This window comes from Arachnia propionica (assembly GCF_003859805.1).
Taxonomy (GTDB): domain Bacteria; phylum Actinomycetota; class Actinomycetes; order Propionibacteriales; family Propionibacteriaceae; genus Arachnia; species Arachnia propionica_C.
The window spans coordinates 1-15637 of record NZ_RQZG01000023.1 but is presented as its reverse complement, the minus strand read 5'-3'; the positions used below and the strand labels follow the sequence as shown (position 1 = coordinate 15637).

Below are 15637 nucleotides of genomic sequence, written 5' to 3'. Positions count from 1 at the left end.
ACGGCGACACCCTCCGTAACGTCGTCAGCAGAACCCGTGAGGAGAACCCATGAAACCCCTGAAACGTCTGCTGATCGGGACCGGCTGCACCGTGGTCGCGCTGCTGCTCATCGCCACTGCAGGACTGGTCGTCGTCGCCCGCGCTCCCCTGCCGAAGTATGACGGCGAGCTCCGGCTCGCGGGGCTGAGCGGCGAGGTGACCATCCGCCGGGACGAACTCGGGGTCCCCCACATCCACGCCACCAGCGACCGCGACCTGATGTTCGCGCAGGGTTTCGTCCATGCGCAGGACCGGTTCTTCCAGATGGATCTCAGACGCCACATCACCGCGGGCAGGCTGAGCGAACTGGTCGGCGAAGGCGGGAAGGAGTCCGACATCGCGGTGCGCACCATGGGGTTCAGGCGAGTTGCGGAGCAGGACTGGGAGCAGCTGTCCGACGAGACCCGTGACCTGTACGGGGCCTATGCGGCGGGGGTGAACGCCCACATCCGGGACAAGGCCCCGTGGCAGATCGCCAACGAGTACACCGTGCTGGGGCTGACGGTGCCGTTCGGCGGGATCGAGCCGTGGACCCCCGTCGATTCGCTGGCCTGGCTGAAGGCGATGTCGAACAGCCTCAGCGCCAGCCATGGGATGGATGCCTGGAACATGGCCGCACTGCAGCGGCTGGGCAGCCCCGCCGCCGTCGAGGAGCTGTTTCCCGTCGCCGACGAGGCCGCCAGCCGACCCATCGTCCTGGCCGACGGCGTGAGCAATCTGCGCCCCCGCGGCGACTACCCCATTGCTGATCCCCTCCCGCTGCCCGAGGTGGCGGCGACGGAGGTGGACTGCCCGCCGGAGGTCGCCGCCGAGGTCGCCTCCGGGGCCACCCCGAACTCCTTCACCAACGCGGTGCAGGCGGCGCAGGCGACGGTGAAGAAGGTGGCTGGCTCGCTCGGTGAGGGGCACGGGATCGGGTCCAACTCCTTCGTGATCGGCGGACAGCACACCGCCTCCGGCAAACCAATCCTTGGCAACGACCCGCACCTGGACATCGACCATCCATCGGTGTGGTCCCAGGTGGGGCTGCACTGCACAGGCGACGGCGCGGGCTGCACCTTCGACGTCGAGGGCTTCTCCTTCGCAGGGATGCCGGGCGTGCTGATCGGCCGCAACCCGGATCTGGCCTGGGCCTTCACCAACCTCGGCGGGGATGTCAGCGACCTGGTGGTGGAGCGCAACGTCGGCGAGAACGCCTACCTGCGTGACGGCAAGTGCCTGGCCTACACCACCCGCACCGAGACCATCCAGGTGGCCGGTGGCGAGCCGGTGGAACTGACGGTCAAGGAGTCCGTGCACGGCCCCGTCATCTCCGACCTGCTCAACCCGGATGCGAACTTCGCCGGGTTCCCGAACCTCCCGGGGGACTTCTCCGTCGCGCTGCAGTGGGTGGCACTCATTCCCAGCCGCACCGCCGAGGCCATCTTCGACCTCAACCGGGCCAGCGATGCCGCGGGGGTCGCGGCCGCGGCCGCGAAGTTCAGCGACCCGGCGCAGAACATCCTGTTCGCCACCACGGCCGGGGACATCGGCTACCAGGCCCCCGGGTTGCACCCGATCCGGCCGATCAAGGCGGAGGCGGATCAGAACCACGGTCTGCACGGGGCCGACCAGCTGGGTGCGGACGGCCGGTGGCCGCGGCCCGGCTGGGACTCCAGTTACGACTGGCAGGGGTTCTACGCGCCCGAGGACATGCCGGCGGTGCTCAACCCACCGGATGGGATCATCGCCCCGGCCAACCAGCCGGTGACCCCGAAGGACAGCGGCCCGTTCCTGGACGGCTGGTACTTCCACGGGTACCGCTCGCAGGCGATGTACGACGAGCTGGTGCGGATGGCCGCGGCCGGTCCGATCAGTGAGGAGCAGGCGTGGCAGGTGATGCTGCTGGATCGCTTCCCCGGCGCCGAGACGTTGGGGAAGGCCTTCACCAGCGTGAAGCTGGCTGATCCCCGGCTGCGGGAGCAGCAGGAGGTGCTGCGAGGGTGGCTGGACGACGGCGCCCACATGGCCGTCGAGGAGCCGGGGGCCGCGATCATGGCCGCACTGTTCGCCCATCTGGCCGATCAGGTGCTGGGCGACGAACTCAGGGAGTACACCTTCTCCTCGCCGAACACCCTGGAGTGGCTGGTCAGCAACCCCGGGCATCGGCTGTGGGACGACCAGTCCACACCAGGGGTGGAGGATGCCGATGCGATCCTACGCCAAACCTGGGCCGCAGCCGACGCCGACCTGACGGCGCAGCTGGGCACCGACCACAGTGCGTGGAGCTGGGGGAAGGTCCACGTCGAGACCCCGACCCACCAGGTCCTGGGTGGTGAGGGAGTCCCGGGTCCGGTCAGGTGGTACTTCAACCGAGGCTCCCAGCCGGTCGGCGGCACCGGGGACGCCCCGAACGCCTCGTGGTTCAACCCCCAGGTCAAGGACGGTCGCGTCGACTACGAGGTGATCAGCGGGGGATCGATGCGGATGACGGTGGATCTGGCCGACCTCGACGCCGCCCACTGGAGCACCTCGTCGGGGGTCTCCGGACATCCGCTGTCGAAGCACTACGACGACCAGTTCGCCACGTGGGCGGCGGGCGGCAGACACCCGTGGTCGTTCACCCGTGAGGCGATCGAGGCGACGACGAAGCATCGGCTGGTGCTGCGCCCGGCCTGACCGCCACAGCCATCGGGGCCGGAGCCACGTTCATCACCACCGACCCCGGCTTCGCCCGCTTTCCCGGATTGACCTGGCGTCGTCCCTTCGGGTGATCCGTCACATGAGCACGATCCAGCCCTGCTTTCCGGCGCTCTGAACCACCCTGGGCGCCACCCGGTGGTCGCCGCTGTCCGGGGAAGGCCCACGCCCCGATGATCCTCACCGGCCGGGCCCACCCCGCACCACCCATGTCGTGGGGCAGCTCAGGGTCCCGGGTGAGGAGTGAGTTCCCCTCCTCGCTGCACCGGCGCGCGTGTAGCATCCGTCTCAGGACCTCCCACGATGTCAACGACGATACGGAAGGCTGAGCGACGATGACCGAGAAGGCGCGATCCCCCAAGAAGATCTGGTGCCGCCTCATCCTTGCCCTGGTCCTCATCGTCGGCGCCGCGGTTCTGATCCCGCTGGGCCGCGTGGCATGGGAGTTCGCAGGAGGCTGGGACGGAATCCGCCCCCAGGCCGAGCCGACATGGGGCACCGTCGTCACCGCACGTGAAGAAGCCCTCGCCGCACTACCCGCCCAACAGGACGAACTCGATGCACTGATCACACCCATCACAGGAGAACCACGCGCCCGAGGAACCTTGGACGGATGCACCAAAGGCGTGAACAACTGGAAGATCCACCACGGCTACACCCTGAGCTGCGCCACCGCTGCCGTGGCCGTCTACCCATGGCCCAACGACCCAGCCGCCTTCCACCAACTGACCACAACCCTCGCCGAACACGGCTACCAACCCGTTGGGGAACACTCCGCGCTGCGTCCTCCCGAAGACATGTGGGGAACCAGCGGCTGGTACACCTCCGGCAGCGCCGAGCTGCGCATCGACATCCGGCTGCCCGACGATCTCACCCAGATCATCTACCCGCGCGACGATGCCTACAGCGACGATGACACCCAGGCCGTCGACGCTGTGATTCGCAGCGACCCCCTCCCCCTCCTGGTCATGGTGGTCAGCCGACCCTATTTCGAGGACTGATCCCCGCCCGAAGACACGCACCTTTGAGAGGCACAGGGGCAAGTCAGCCCGGTCACGGGGACTCCTGGCGTCGTCCTTTTGGCTGATTCCTCTGAGCAGTGGCCGCAACGGGCACCTCACCGTGCCGGACGAACCTCAGGTAACTAAAGTTGACGACGGCCTAGCAGTCTCACCAGGAAGTGGACCCAGATGGTACCCATCCGGACAGTCAAGAAAGTACTCATCGGCGCCGTCGCCGTCGCAGTGATCGGCTCCCCCGCCAACGCCCTGCCCCCCGTGGATTCCAAGGTCGACACGATCACGGACCTCATGAACGCCTCGGGGCTGTCCGGCACCGTCGCCACACGGGGTGAGGAGCAGGTCGGCGACGGCGGCGCGATGTACTTCCGGATCGCCGACACGCAGCCCTCGGACCGGTTGGGCAAGATCTCGATACCTCTCGCGGACCAGAGATGGGCAGTACCCACCAGTCTGCCGACCGCACCCCCGAGGGCCGTCGACGAGGCCGCCGTCGCGGATGCCTTGAAACGGGCGCAGACCTTTGTGGACGCGGGCAATGAGCTGACCTGGGACGCCACCAGACAGTCACCGCTGTCCGGGGTGAACGTCCACGCCACCACGAGCAGGCCCTATGCCATCACCTGCTCCCAGTTCCTGGGGATGACCCTCACCGGGTGGGACTACTCCCACACCACGTATGTCGCCGACTCCAACACGAGGGTGGGGCGCTGGGTGGACTTCGGACACGACCCGGTGGGCTCCCGGATCTGGCAGGCGAACAACCTGGCCAGCTGGTTCTACGCCCACGGTGACCTGTGGTTCAGCCAGGACCAGCAGTACGCCCCCGGTGACATCCTGTTCTTCTCGCAGCAGAACCCGGAGGCCTCGAACTCCCGGGTCCAGCGGGGAGAGGTCGGCGCGTATTTCGGCAACATCTACCACACGGCGCTGTACGTGGGTGACGGCAAGGTGATGCACGCCCGTTCGAAGGGACTGGGGGTGGTGCTGGAGGACCTCAACCCCTCACTGGCCAAGGACGTCACCTTCGTCGCCCGGCCGGAATGGGTCCCGGCAGGTGGCGACGGGGCGACCCCGACCCCCGCACCGGTCACGACACCCGCCGCACCGGCCTCCTCGGGATCGCCGTCGGCATCCCCGACGCCGAGCACGGCGCCTTCCCCCGCCACCGACACGGTCCCAGCGACCCAGACCGGACGTCCCGGCCTGCCGAACACCGGGATCGACGGCTGAGAACGGTCCAGGACCACCCGTCTCAGCCGGAGAGCATGAGTGCAGCAGCACTGTGCACACCGGCAGCGACGATGCCGCCGCCACACATGCCCCAGATGCGGCGATGCAGTCCGAGACCTGCATCGCCGAGCTGGCTGAACGCAGCCGCCCAGAGAATGGCAGGGGCCGCCGGGCCGCCGTTCAGGAACGGAGCAAGGACAGCGAGCATCCCCAGCGGTATGGCCCGGACGGCGTACATGGCCGGGTAGAAATGGTCGGCCGTGGCCGTCGGATTGAGTGCGGCGGGCCGCACCCAGGCGACGAGCGCGAACACAGCACCACCGAGTCCGATCACTGTGTTGAGCACGAGAATGATCTGATGCAGCATCACCACTCCTTCAGGACGCAGGTACCGGGGTTTCGTCGATGCCGTTGATGAAGGCCCGTAGCGACCAGCGGACCCGCTGTTCCGGACTCGGGGTGAGCAGTGCGTCGATGTTGGCGCGGATGGTGGGGTGACGATCCTCGTCGAGACGCTGCATGGCGGTTCGAGTGGCGTCGATCTGGTCCTCGAGGGTTCCGGGCATCCTTGTGACAGCGGCCAGTTCAGCGGCGTGGGCGACGATCATGAGCATGAGCCCGTCGGCCGCAAGCGCGGCTCGCCGGATGTCCACTCCGCCACGCGTGAGACAGGAAAGAACAGCCTCGACTGCGTCGAACACAGCAGGTCCACGGGGGATGCGGCCCAACTGCGAGGCCGCGAGCCCTGGCCAGCGGGCGAGCTGATCGACGGCGGCGACAGCGAATTCGAGGACCTCGTCCTGCCAGGAAGAGTGCTGCTCTTTCGGAGTGGGGACCTCGGCCAGGGCTTCATCGAAGAGCGTGGTGATGATCTCATCCCGGTTCCGGAGGTAGACGTAGAGCGCCGCCGCTCCGGTGTCGAGTCGCTGCGCCAAGGCTCGCATGGTGAGTGCATCCACCCCTTCAGTACGGGCGATGTCTCGCGCCTCGTGCAGGATCGCTTCCCGGCTGAGAGGTGGTTTCGCCGGACGCCCCCTCCGGGAGCGCGGCTGGTCATGGGTCATGCGGCCACACTAGGCGAACGAACATCGTTCGTCAAGAACGCTGTTCGTTTCATGTGGAGCAGTTCCTTCCGAACCCGCTGGCCGGAACCGACCCCCGGAGCGGAACTGCCTCTCCAGCCAAGCCCAGAAACTCGGTACCAGATCGAAGGCGTGGTAGAACCGGTGTGCTTCGATGAACACGTTGGCGTCGAGCAGGAACATCACGACACCTTCAGATGCTCGGCATAACGGTCAAAGGTGGCAGTGCGGTTCATGGAGAGAAGCCGCAGGGCCTGCGCGAACTCGGTCCGCCCTTCGAGAGTGTCCTGGACCAGCGCCTTCGAGAACCTCTCCCCGATCTTCAGCGGAAGCCCCTGGCAATAGTTCCCGCCCTCCTTGGAGGCTGTCCGTTCACGACTCGCCAGCCAGTCCAGCTCACGCCGGTACTCGGCATCGATGTCGGTGAACCGGGTCAGCCCCAACCTGTGGATGGCCAACAGCACCACGACGGTGCCGCACCGGTAACGTCCCGTGAGCCGATCCAGGAGCTCCCGCAGCGGAAGATCGCGGTACTCGACCCACACCTTCTCCAAGTCCTTCGACGGGACGAGGAACTCGGCAGCCACCTGGTTGCACCACTGCTCGACAGGGCCACCGCCCTTCACATCAGGCTCCTGCTCGTTGCCGATGCCACTACTTCCCCGCCAGACATGGGCGAACTCGTGAGCCAGCGTGAACAGCTGCCCGTTCGACGTCTGGTTGGCATTGACGAACACCAGCGGCGCCCCCGGTCCACCAGCGTGAACCCTCGAAACTCCCCGACATCCAGCATCCGATGATTGTTGTTGCCCACCATCGAGGTCACGACGCAGAGCCCACCCAATTCCTCGAAGGCCCGCACCAGATGCTTGCGAATCCTGTCCCGTTGCGGCCGATCCACCACCTCGAAATGCAGCCGCCGACGCATGTCCGCCGCCGTCCGCTCCACCGACCAGTCCACTGCCACCCCCACCATCTCCGCTGGCGGAAGACCATTGGACTCCGCATGGTCGATGAACCATGCCTGCCGCTGCTGGCTCATCCGCAGCACCGCAGCCAGATCAGCACTCGGCTCTGCCAGCTTTCCCCTGATCCCGGCGCGGAAGTCCGGGACCGGCAGGGTGAACCGAGGACGCTGTGGCAGCAGCAGCATCCCCACCGGAATCCCCGTCCTCCTGGCGAACTGCTCCATCTGGGTCAGCGTGGGCTGCTTCGCCCCGGACAGCCAGTCCGAGACACGCAGGTCACCACGCTCGAGCTCCTCGACACTTCGGCCACTTCGCTCCACCGCCCAGGAGAGCACCTCCGGGACGATGGTGACCGACACACCCATGGCTGTTCACCTCCTCAACGGCAACAGTCTGACATCCGCCACCCCCATTTTCAGCAGCCGTGACGGACCGGGCTGCCCCCCCGGATCCGCTGCTTGTCCACCCGGTCACTGTAGATCCTCCCGCAGATGCAGGGCGCACCACCAAGGGCAGCGCTGCCGGGGAGCGTGCTTTCGCAGGATTCAGCGCCGGGACAGTCGACACCGGGCCACGGCGACGGCCAACCGCATCCGGTTCGGATGGCAGAGGCCGGTCCGATCAACGAGGACCAGGCCCGGCAAATGATGCTGCTGGATCGCTTCCCCGGTGCCAAGACATTGGGGAAGGCCTTCGGCAGCGTGGAGCTGCCTGATCCGCGGCCGTCGGAACAGCAGGAGGGGCCGCGATCATGGCCGCACTGGACGTCCACCTGGCCGATCAGCTGGGACCGAACCACACCACGGACCCAGGACTTGCATCTTGATGCACCGTCGTGATGATATGATGCATTCATGCGCACGACGGTGAGCCTCGACGATCATCTGCTACGACGCGCCAAGGAACGCGCAGCCAGCCAGGGTCGCACCCTGAGCGAGGTCGTCGCCGATGCACTTCGAGTCCACCTCGCCGAGAAACCTGAGGAACGACGACAGGTCATTCTGCCCACCTTCGGCGGAAGCGGGCTGCGTCCAGGCGTGGACCTCGACGACAAGGCTGCCCTCGCCGCACTGCTCGACGAGGGCAGCCATGCTGCTCGCTGATGTCAACCTGTTCATCTACGCCCACCGGCCGGAGTCGCCGCGCTTTGCTGAACATCAGGCTTGGCTCACCGACGCCCTGACCGGAGATGAGCCCTTCGGGGTCTTCGAGCAGATCCTGTCCAGCTTTCTCAGGATCGTCACGAACCACCGGGTCTACCACGAACCAACTCCACCGGAAACCGCCCTCGAGTTCTGCCACGTGATCCTGACCGCGCCCGCCACGGTCCGGATCCACCCGGGCCAGAACCACTGGCGCATCTTCGAGGGCTTGTGCAAGCATCTTGATGCCCGTGGCAACACGATCCCTGATGCCTACCTGGCCGCCACAGCCATCGAGGCCGGAGCCACCTTCATCACCACCGACGCCGGATTCGCCCGCTTTCCCGGATTGACCTGGCGTCGTCCCTTCGGGTGATCCGTCACATGAGCACGATCCAGCCCTGCTTTCCGACGCTCTGAACCAGCCCGAGACGCCACCCGGTGGTCGCCCCTGTCCGGGGGAAGACCCACGCCCCGATGAGCAGCCCCTGTGATGCCATCACCTGTTCCCCGGTTCCTCACGATGATCCTCACCGGCTGGGCCCACTCCCACACCACCCATGTCGTAGGGCAGCTCCGGGTACTGAGCATTGCCCTCCTCGCTGCCCCGGCGCGGGCAGCATCGTCACAACCACCCGAGATGTCAAGGATGATACGGTAAGGCCGAGCGAACATGGTTGAGGAGTCGCGTTCCTTCAGGCAGCTTGTCTCGTCATCGTCGTCCCACTCCTCATCCTCGCAGCCCTGATCCTCATCCCGCTGGGCTACGTCGCCTGGGAGTTCGCAGGAGGCTGGGGACGGGATCCGTCCCCAGGCGGAACCGACCTGGAGCACCGTCACCACCGCACGCGAGAAAGCCGCCGCCGAGCTGCCCGACCAGCAGGACGAACTCGACACACTCATCACGCCGATCACAGGGGAGCCGCTGGCCCGGGGCACTTTCGACGGATGCGAACGCGGCGTGAACACCTGGAAGATCCACCACGGCTACACCCTGAGCTGCGCCACCGCCGTCGTGGCCGTCTACCCATGGCCCGGCGACGCGGACGCCTTCCACACGCTGGTCGCTGCCATCGAGGAGTCCGGCTACCGGCCAGTCGGAGAGCATTCCGCGCTGCGCCCGCCCAGGCGGTCGTGGCGCTCCAGCGGCTGGTACACCTCCGACAACGTCGAGATGCGCATCGACATCTAGCCGCCCCACGATCCCACCGACATCAGCTACCCGGGTGACGACGCCTACAGCGTCGACGACACCCAGGCCGTCGACGCAGCGATCCGCAGCTACTACCACTCCTTCCTCGTCGTGGTGGTCAGCCGAACCTACTTCGAGGACTGAGCGCGAGGCGGGGGATCACTCCTCGGGGGCGTGGAGCAGGTCCGTCCAGACCGGGATCTCGCGTGAGCCGTCGGGGGCCGGGGTGTCGTGCCAGACCACGATGGACCAGGGCTGCACCGTCGTACGGCCCTCGACGATCATGCCGGTGCCCTCCTCCCAGTGATTGGCCACCGGCTCCGCCCACGACGCGGTGTCGATGAGCCTGCGCCACACCCTGCCCTCGGTGGCCGGGACCGGGTCGAACTCCACCTCCACGTCCGCCATGTTGAACATCGCGAAGAAGTTGTCCCCCGGCGAGTTGATGTAGACGCTGAGCGCCCGGTCCCCCTCCTGCGGATGCCCCTCACGCGACGGGGTGTGGAACAGGTAGCTGACATCCGCGTCGTCGGGGACGAGGTCGCCATACTGCCTGGACTGCAGGGTGTCGTGGCGCTGCCTCAGGTTCGCCAGGAAGCAGGTGAACCGGAACTGCCCGTTGACGTGCGGCTCCGTCTCGTAGACCCCCAGGTTGTCGTGGTACGACGCATCGTCGACGCCCGGCGCCACCGGCACCTGCTGCGGCGCGTTCGTCGGGATCATCCCGTAGTTGTTCCACATCGCCACCGAGTGGAGCTCCCACGGGTTGTTGTTGCCGTTCTGGGTGCGCCCGAACTCATCGCCCGCGACGAACATCGGCACCCCCCTGGACAGGTACAGCGTCGTCATGAAGTTCCTCAGCCGCTGCCTGCGAAGTGCCTGATCACCGCCCGAGTCCCACGACAGGTTGTTGTCCGACCCACCGTCGGAGGGCCCGAACGGGTACGGCTGGTCGTTGACCTTCTCCTGGTAGCTCACCAGATCCGCCAGGTTGAAACCGTCGTGGGCGTCGATGAAGTTCACCGTCTTCTGCGGACCACCGTTGTCGGCGAAGTGGTGGTGATCCCCGTTGACCATGTCGAGGAAACCGATGGCGTTGCCGTCGCCCTTGCAGAACCGACGCACCGCGTCCCGGTAGCGCCCGTTCCACTCCCCCCAACCGCGCGGAAAGTTGCCGACCTCGTAGCCCCACAGGTCCCAGGCCTCCGCGATGACCTCGATCTGCTCGACCTCGGCGAACTCGGCGATGGCCACCAGCAGCGGATGGTCGTTGAAGAAGCGCTTCTGGTTGTTCCAGTCGTCCGGGTCCGCCTCGCAGGGTTTGCGGCCCAGCACCGTCGCCAGGTCGAACCGGAACCCGTCGACCCCCATCTCCTTCGTCCAGTGGTGCAGCGAGTCCAGCACCATCTGCTGCGCCGCCGGGGAGGAGTAGTTGAGCTGGTTGGAGGTGCCGGTCGCGCCGTCGACCATCGCGTGACTCGAGGTCATCACGTAGTAGTCGGCCGCCGCGAAGCCACCCAGCGAGGTGAAACCGACGGTGTTCGGGTCGCCGTGCCAGTTGCCGCCCTCCGCGGTGTGGTTGTAGACGACGTCGAGGTAGACCTCCATCCCGGCGGCATGGAAGGCGCTGACCATCTCCTGGAACTCGCGGGTCGGCCCACCCGGTGACCTGTCGTGGGAGTAGTTGCGGTTGGGCGCGAAGAACGACAGGGTCATGTAGCCCCACGAGTTGGTGTGGCCCTGCCGGGACGACTCGGAGTTGTTGGTCTCGTGGATCGGCAGCAGCTCGAGGGTGGTCACCCCGAGGGCCTTGAGGTAGGGCACCATCATCCCGACGCCCTTGTACGTGCCGATGTACTCCGCCGGAATGTCCGCGACGTCCTCGAAGCCGGGTTCGCGACGCAGCAGCTCACCGAGCTTGACGATCGACGGGTGGCCGACGAGCTGCGAGACCGACGACTCGTAGATCGCCGAGCGTTCCGCCGCGAGTCTCGGCTTGGCGAACTGTGGGGTCGCCGGTTGGATGACGATCCCCTTCGGGGCGATGCGGGAGGTGTCGATCTCACGACGGGGCACGCCGCGGTAGTCGTCGCCGCCGGTGCCGAACGCGCCACCGTCGAGCCCGGTCTCCAGGATGAGGTCCGAGTACATCGAGTGCGTGACCTCACGGGCGTAGGGGTCGAACAGCAGCTTGTTGGGGTTGAACCGGTTGCCGCGTTCGTCGATGTCGCTGATGAACCCGGCCCCGCTGCCGGGGGTCCACTCCGGGACGAAGGGCCAGTTGTTCCCCCACGCCCGGTAGCCGTAGAGCGCGAGCTGCGGCACACCGTCGATCTCGGCGCGCCACACGCCGTCGGTTCCCTTGACGGGCAGGAACGTGGCGACGGCGTCGCCGCCGACCTGCGTGTCGTAGAACTCCAGGGTGAGCCTGGTGGCGTCGGGCGCGAAGACGGCGAAGGTGGCACCGCTGGCGGTGACGTTGGCGCCCAGGGGCCAGGTGGCCTCACCCCAGGCCTCGGGCGCGACGGGGGTCATCGAGGGGAAGTCCATGGAGCCATCCTCCCACGACATCCATGTTCCGACGGGCGTTGTGACGCACCACCCCCGAGATCTTTCCTGAGATTCTCATGAGAGCGCTTGCAGTGCGGGCGTCCACCAAATGGACATTGCTGCACCAAAATCCCTTGTCAAACTGATCTTTTCTCTCACAAACCCACTCGGAGCGACCTCGAATTCTCAGAAAACTCATGGACATTTCTCAGGATTCGTGCTTGGGTGGGGGCATCCGACCGCCGAGGGACGACAAGGGCAGTCATCCCCCGACCACCAACGAGCGAGAAGGACTGCATGATGAGAACGTCAACTCGCGTGGCAGCCGTCATCGCGGCGGCGTTGACCATGATCGCCACCCTCGTGGCCACCCCCATGGTCGCCCACGCACAGGACAACAACAAGACCGCCTTCGACTACTTCGTCGGCCATGGTCTGAGCAACGAGCAGGCAGCCGGCATCGTCGGCAACCTGATGGCCGAATCCGGCGACCCGATCAACCCGCGGGCGGTGCAGCCCGGCGGGCCGGGCCGCGGCATCGCCCAGTGGAGCGTTGGGGAACGCTGGGCGACCTTGGAGAGCTTCGCGGCCGGGCAGGGTCGCGACCCGTGGGCACTGGACCTGCAGCTGGACTTCATCTGGCACGAGTTCAACACCACGGAGGGCAACGCCTTCGCCCACCTGAAGGGCACCTCGACGGTGCAGGACGCGGCGTTGTCGTTCAGCTCCAAGTTCGAGCGCTGCAACCCGATCTACTGCCACAACGACAAGCGCATCGAGTACGCGCAGCGCATCTTCGACTCCTACGCCGGTGGCAGCGGTCCCGCCCCGCTGCCGGGTCTGGCCCAGGGCATCACCACTGATTTCGTGAACCTGCGGGGCGGCACCAACACCCAGGCCTCCGTGCTGGTCGAGATCCCCGCCGGGGTCAGCGTCGGTGTCGAGTGCCAGGCCAAGGGTGAGCTCATCAGTGGCACCTACACCACCGACTGGTGGGCCAGGATCACCTACGACGGCAAGAGCGGCTACGCGACGCGGGCCTACGTCCGCATCCCGCACGGCCAGCCTGCCGTCCCCGAGTGCGACACCCCCGCACCCGAACCCCCGGCCCCACCGGCTCCTGAGCCGTCGGCCCCCGAGGCCCCGGCCCCGGCCCCGGATCCTGCACCGCAGCAGCCGGAACTGGCGAAGGGTACGACCACTGACGTGCTGAGCCTGCGCGACAGCACCAACACCGCCGCGACGCAGCTGGCCGAGCTGCCGCCGAACACCACCGTCGACGTGCAGTGCCAGGCGCAGGGACAGCTGGTCAACGGCACCTACACCACCAACTGGTGGGCCAGGGTCACCTACGACGGCAAGACCGGATACGTCTCCCGCGCCTACCTGAGGATCCCGGCGGGACAGGCGGAGGTCGCGGTCTGCCCGGATGCACCGAAGCCCCCGAGCGACTCCGCGGAGAACGGTCCGATCGCGCGCGCCGAGGTGATCGCCAGGGCACAGCACTGGCTGAACCAGCCCGTGCCGTACTCGATGTACGCCAACACCGGTGATCCGCAGGGCAAGCCGTACCGCACCGACTGCTCGGGCTTCGTCTCGATGGCCTTCCACCTGGATCAGAGCCTCAGCACCGTCACCCTGCCGGAGCGGGTCACGGAGATCCCGAAGGATGAGCTGCGGGTCGGCGACATCGTCGGCAACCTCGGGCCGGGTACCGGGGGAGCCAACGGTCACGTGGTGATCTTCAACGGCTGGGTCGACGACGCGAAGACCCAGTTCAACACCATCGAGCAGGCGCCGGACGCCACGCAGGCCAGGGTCGCGACCTGGGGGTCCGACTTCTACCTGCACCACGCCTACCGTTACAACAACATCGCCGACTGACCGGTGAGCCAGCGGTGGGGAATGGGTCCGCCCATTCCCCATCGTCGTCGTTGGCCGAAAGTTCAGGTGCCCCCGTATCATGGGGCAACGTGACCGACCGCCGTTTGATGCTTGTCCATGCCCACCCCGACGACGAGTCGTCGCAGTCCCCCGCCACCATGTCGAGGTACGTCGACGAGGGGGCGCAGGTGACGCTGGTGACGTGCACCCTGGGTGAGCTGGGCGAGATCCAGATGCCGGAGCTGGCCCACTACTCCCCGGCGCAGCTGGGTGAGCACCGGTTCACGGAGGTCGCCCGGGCCATGGAGATCCTCGGCGTCACCGACCACCAGTGGCTGGGTGGCCGGGGCCGCTACCACGACTCGGGGATGACCACGGACGAGGACGGCAACGTGATCCCGGTGCCGGAGCTGCCCGAGTCGTCGTTCTGGGCCGCGGATCTGCAGGAGGCCGCCAACCATCTCGTCGCGCTGCTGCGGGACCGGCGTCCGCAGGTCGTCGCCACCTACGACCCGTTCGGCAACTACGGTCACCCCGATCACATCCAGGCGCACCGGGTGACCATGTACGCGACCCAGCTGGCGGCCATCCCGTTCCACCGGCCGGACCTGGGTGAGCCCTGGCAGGTCTCGCGGGTGCTGTGGATCACGCACAACCCGACGGCGTGGACCCGGGCCTTCGAGCAGGCCGAACAGCAGGGGCTGACGATGTTCGACGGCTGGGACAGGGCGACGTTGGAGCGTCGTCTCAACCTGGACCCGTCGCAGGTGGCCGCCGTGATCCCCTACACCGGGCGCGAGGAGAAGTGCTTCCAGGCGCTGGCGGCACACCGCAGCCAGGTCGACGTCGACTCCCCGCTGTGGCAGGCGTTCTCCTTCATCCGCACGGTGGAGGGCTCCGGCGAGGCCTACCGCCTGGCAGCAGGCACCCCGTTCCCCGGCACCGGCCCGGCCGACGACCTCTTCGCCGGTCTGGACGTCTGAGCAGGTCATGTGACAGCACGGACAGCGGCGCGGGTTGCTCCTGCGTGCGTTGCGTCGTGCCACTCGTGTGCCCACATCCCCACGCCTCTTCCTGGAAGTGCACTGGGGGATTTTCTTCATGCCGAGGGGCATGCACGGCACAGGCCAGCAGCCGACAATCACCCCCGAGAGCGTGTCCCAGAGAATCCCTCAAGCCCCGCTGATGCTGGGGGTGATCCATCTCGAGGCGTTGGTTGCGGCTCGAGGTGTTCTCGGTCCATCCGGTGACTTGGCCTGTCATCATCAAGGTTCAGCAGAACTCGCCAGCGTGGATGGGGCATCCGGGGCGCCTGCCGCCTCGAGCAGGGGCAGCCGTAACGGGAGCACCACCGTGAGGTACTTCCCGCAGAGGAAGCCACCACGTCACCATCCGCATCAACGACCAACACCACGAGGCCCTCGTCATCTGCAGACACGAACCCTCGGAACCCCGAAGTTGTCACTGTCCTGCCAGTCCAAGGCGATGAGATCGAGGCTGCCATGTCTCCTGTCCAGTCGATGGCCTCGGGCTTGTGGAAGGACAACCCGGCCAGGTGGAGCAGGAAGTGGTAGGAGGTGTCAGAAGCATGGGTGACCTGGAAGCGGGAGTCGATCCAGCCCGCCAGGTCGGGAACACTCCAGAACTCCACCGGGAGACCTTCACCACCGGGAGGCCGCTGCAACACCTCAACAACCTCTGCCCGCTGCTGGGCAGTCAACTTCGAGGCATTGAGGTTCCCGGCATGACCGGTGTGAATCGACGCCAACCGGGTGGCATGCCAGTCACGCACCCAGGAAAGGATCGTCGAGACCTGACGTTCTGCCATCTCCGCCACCGTCTCGACAT

15 protein-coding genes are annotated in these 15637 nt (G+C 66.8%); 9 read left to right on the top strand and 6 right to left on the bottom strand.

All coding sequences use genetic code 11. The features are described 5' to 3' along the window. The first annotated feature begins 49 nt into the window (after window positions 1–49). From EII34_RS14645 to EII34_RS14630, 3 genes are all read left to right on the top strand, one after another. A complete protein-coding gene (locus EII34_RS14645) occupies window positions 50–2698 on the top strand; it encodes a penicillin acylase family protein (RefSeq protein WP_124845917.1) in 2649 nt (882 codons plus the stop codon). Window positions 2699–3054: 356 nt separating this feature from the next. Then, window positions 3055–3720 (top strand): hypothetical protein, encoded by a 666-nt coding sequence (locus EII34_RS14635; protein WP_124845916.1) that lies wholly within the window; start codon window positions 3055–3057, stop codon window positions 3718–3720. Window positions 3721–3909: 189 nt separating this feature from the next. After that, the gene (locus EII34_RS14630) at window positions 3910–4971 is read left to right on the top strand and encodes an NlpC/P60 family protein (RefSeq protein WP_124845915.1); all 1062 of its coding nucleotides are present in this window, start codon (window positions 3910–3912) and stop codon (window positions 4969–4971) included. A 22-nt stretch (window positions 4972–4993) separates the two neighbouring features. Here the strand turns inward: EII34_RS14630 and EII34_RS14625 are convergent, their stop codons facing one another. From EII34_RS14625 to EII34_RS16090, 5 genes are read right to left on the bottom strand one after another with little or no spacing between them, the layout of a single operon-like run. Continuing rightward, a complete protein-coding gene (locus EII34_RS14625; RefSeq protein WP_185711371.1) occupies window positions 4994–5338 on the bottom strand; it encodes a hypothetical protein in 345 nt (114 codons plus the stop codon). Between the two features lie 10 nt (window positions 5339–5348). Further along, on the bottom strand, window positions 5349–6035 hold the full coding sequence (locus EII34_RS14620; RefSeq protein ID WP_124845914.1) for a TetR/AcrR family transcriptional regulator: 687 nt from the start codon (window positions 6033–6035) through the stop codon (window positions 5349–5351). 9 nt (window positions 6036–6044) lie between these two features. Then, window positions 6045–6236 (bottom strand): DUF4411 family protein, encoded by a 192-nt coding sequence (locus tag EII34_RS16840; protein ID WP_124845913.1) that lies wholly within the window; start codon window positions 6234–6236, stop codon window positions 6045–6047. Further along, a complete protein-coding gene (locus tag EII34_RS14610) occupies window positions 6236–6790 on the bottom strand; it encodes an ImmA/IrrE family metallo-endopeptidase (RefSeq protein ID WP_185711370.1) in 555 nt (184 codons plus the stop codon). Before EII34_RS14610 ends, EII34_RS16840 begins: the two co-directional genes overlap by 1 nt. After that, a complete protein-coding gene (locus EII34_RS16090; protein ID WP_185711369.1) occupies window positions 6676–7386 on the bottom strand; it encodes a hypothetical protein in 711 nt (236 codons plus the stop codon). Before EII34_RS16090 ends, EII34_RS14610 begins: the two co-directional genes overlap by 115 nt. Before the next feature lie 489 nt (window positions 7387–7875). On the opposite strand from EII34_RS16090, the gene EII34_RS14605 reads away from it, so the two are divergent. From EII34_RS14605 to EII34_RS14595, 3 genes are all read left to right on the top strand, one after another. Then, window positions 7876–8124: a ribbon-helix-helix protein, CopG family gene (locus tag EII34_RS14605; protein ID WP_124845911.1), complete on the top strand. Its 249-nt coding sequence runs from the start codon at window positions 7876–7878 to the stop codon at window positions 8122–8124. After that, the gene (locus tag EII34_RS14600; protein WP_124845910.1) at window positions 8111–8539 is read left to right on the top strand and encodes a type II toxin-antitoxin system VapC family toxin; all 429 of its coding nucleotides are present in this window, start codon (window positions 8111–8113) and stop codon (window positions 8537–8539) included. The genes EII34_RS14605 and EII34_RS14600 overlap by 14 nt, the downstream gene beginning before the upstream one ends. Before the next feature lie 585 nt (window positions 8540–9124). Then, on the top strand, window positions 9125–9355 hold the full coding sequence (locus tag EII34_RS14595; protein ID WP_124845909.1) for a hypothetical protein: 231 nt from the start codon (window positions 9125–9127) through the stop codon (window positions 9353–9355). A gap of 159 nt (window positions 9356–9514) precedes the next feature. On the opposite strand, the gene EII34_RS14590 is transcribed toward EII34_RS14595, so the two are convergent. Then, window positions 9515–11905 (bottom strand): alpha-amylase family glycosyl hydrolase, encoded by a 2391-nt coding sequence (locus EII34_RS14590; RefSeq protein ID WP_124845908.1) that lies wholly within the window; start codon window positions 11903–11905, stop codon window positions 9515–9517. 300 nt (window positions 11906–12205) lie between these two features. Here EII34_RS14590 and EII34_RS14585 point away from each other — a divergent pair, with 300 nt between their 5' ends. The 3 genes from EII34_RS14585 to EII34_RS16330 form a co-directional block, all read left to right on the top strand. Then, on the top strand, window positions 12206–13789 hold the full coding sequence (locus EII34_RS14585; protein ID WP_124845907.1) for a phage tail tip lysozyme: 1584 nt from the start codon (window positions 12206–12208) through the stop codon (window positions 13787–13789). A gap of 89 nt (window positions 13790–13878) precedes the next feature. Next, window positions 13879–14772, top strand: a complete 894-nt coding sequence (mshB, locus tag EII34_RS14580) for an N-acetyl-1-D-myo-inositol-2-amino-2-deoxy-alpha-D-glucopyranoside deacetylase (RefSeq protein WP_260425181.1) — start codon at window positions 13879–13881, stop codon at window positions 14770–14772. Between the two features lie 605 nt (window positions 14773–15377). Then, window positions 15378–15637 (top strand): hypothetical protein (locus EII34_RS16330; protein WP_221620317.1); only part of this gene is annotated, 260 nt, incomplete at its 3' end.

What these genes read in the sequence shown, in the direction of transcription:
- EII34_RS14645 (WP_124845917.1), top strand. Translation starts at nt 50, where the DNA reads ATGAAACCCCTGAAACGTCTGCTGATCGGGACCGGCTGCACCGTGGTC.
- EII34_RS14635 (WP_124845916.1), top strand. Translation starts at nt 3,055, where the DNA reads ATGACCGAGAAGGCGCGATCCCCCAAGAAGATCTGGTGCCGCCTCATC.
- EII34_RS14630 (WP_124845915.1), top strand. Translation starts at nt 3,910, where the DNA reads ATGGTACCCATCCGGACAGTCAAGAAAGTACTCATCGGCGCCGTCGCC.
- EII34_RS14625 (WP_185711371.1), bottom strand. Translation starts at nt 5,338, where the DNA reads ATGCTGCATCAGATCATTCTCGTGCTCAACACAGTGATCGGACTCGGT.
- EII34_RS14620 (WP_124845914.1), bottom strand. Translation starts at nt 6,035, where the DNA reads ATGACCCATGACCAGCCGCGCTCCCGGAGGGGGCGTCCGGCGAAACCA.
- EII34_RS16840 (WP_124845913.1), bottom strand. Translation starts at nt 6,236, where the DNA reads ATGTTCCTGCTCGACGCCAACGTGTTCATCGAAGCACACCGGTTCTAC.
- EII34_RS16090 (WP_185711369.1), bottom strand. Translation starts at nt 7,386, where the DNA reads ATGGGTGTGTCGGTCACCATCGTCCCGGAGGTGCTCTCCTGGGCGGTG.
- EII34_RS14605 (WP_124845911.1), top strand. Translation starts at nt 7,876, where the DNA reads ATGCGCACGACGGTGAGCCTCGACGATCATCTGCTACGACGCGCCAAG.
- EII34_RS14600 (WP_124845910.1), top strand. Translation starts at nt 8,111, where the DNA reads ATGCTGCTCGCTGATGTCAACCTGTTCATCTACGCCCACCGGCCGGAG.
- EII34_RS14590 (WP_124845908.1), bottom strand. Translation starts at nt 11,905, where the DNA reads ATGGACTTCCCCTCGATGACCCCCGTCGCGCCCGAGGCCTGGGGTGAG.
- EII34_RS14585 (WP_124845907.1), top strand. Translation starts at nt 12,206, where the DNA reads ATGAGAACGTCAACTCGCGTGGCAGCCGTCATCGCGGCGGCGTTGACC.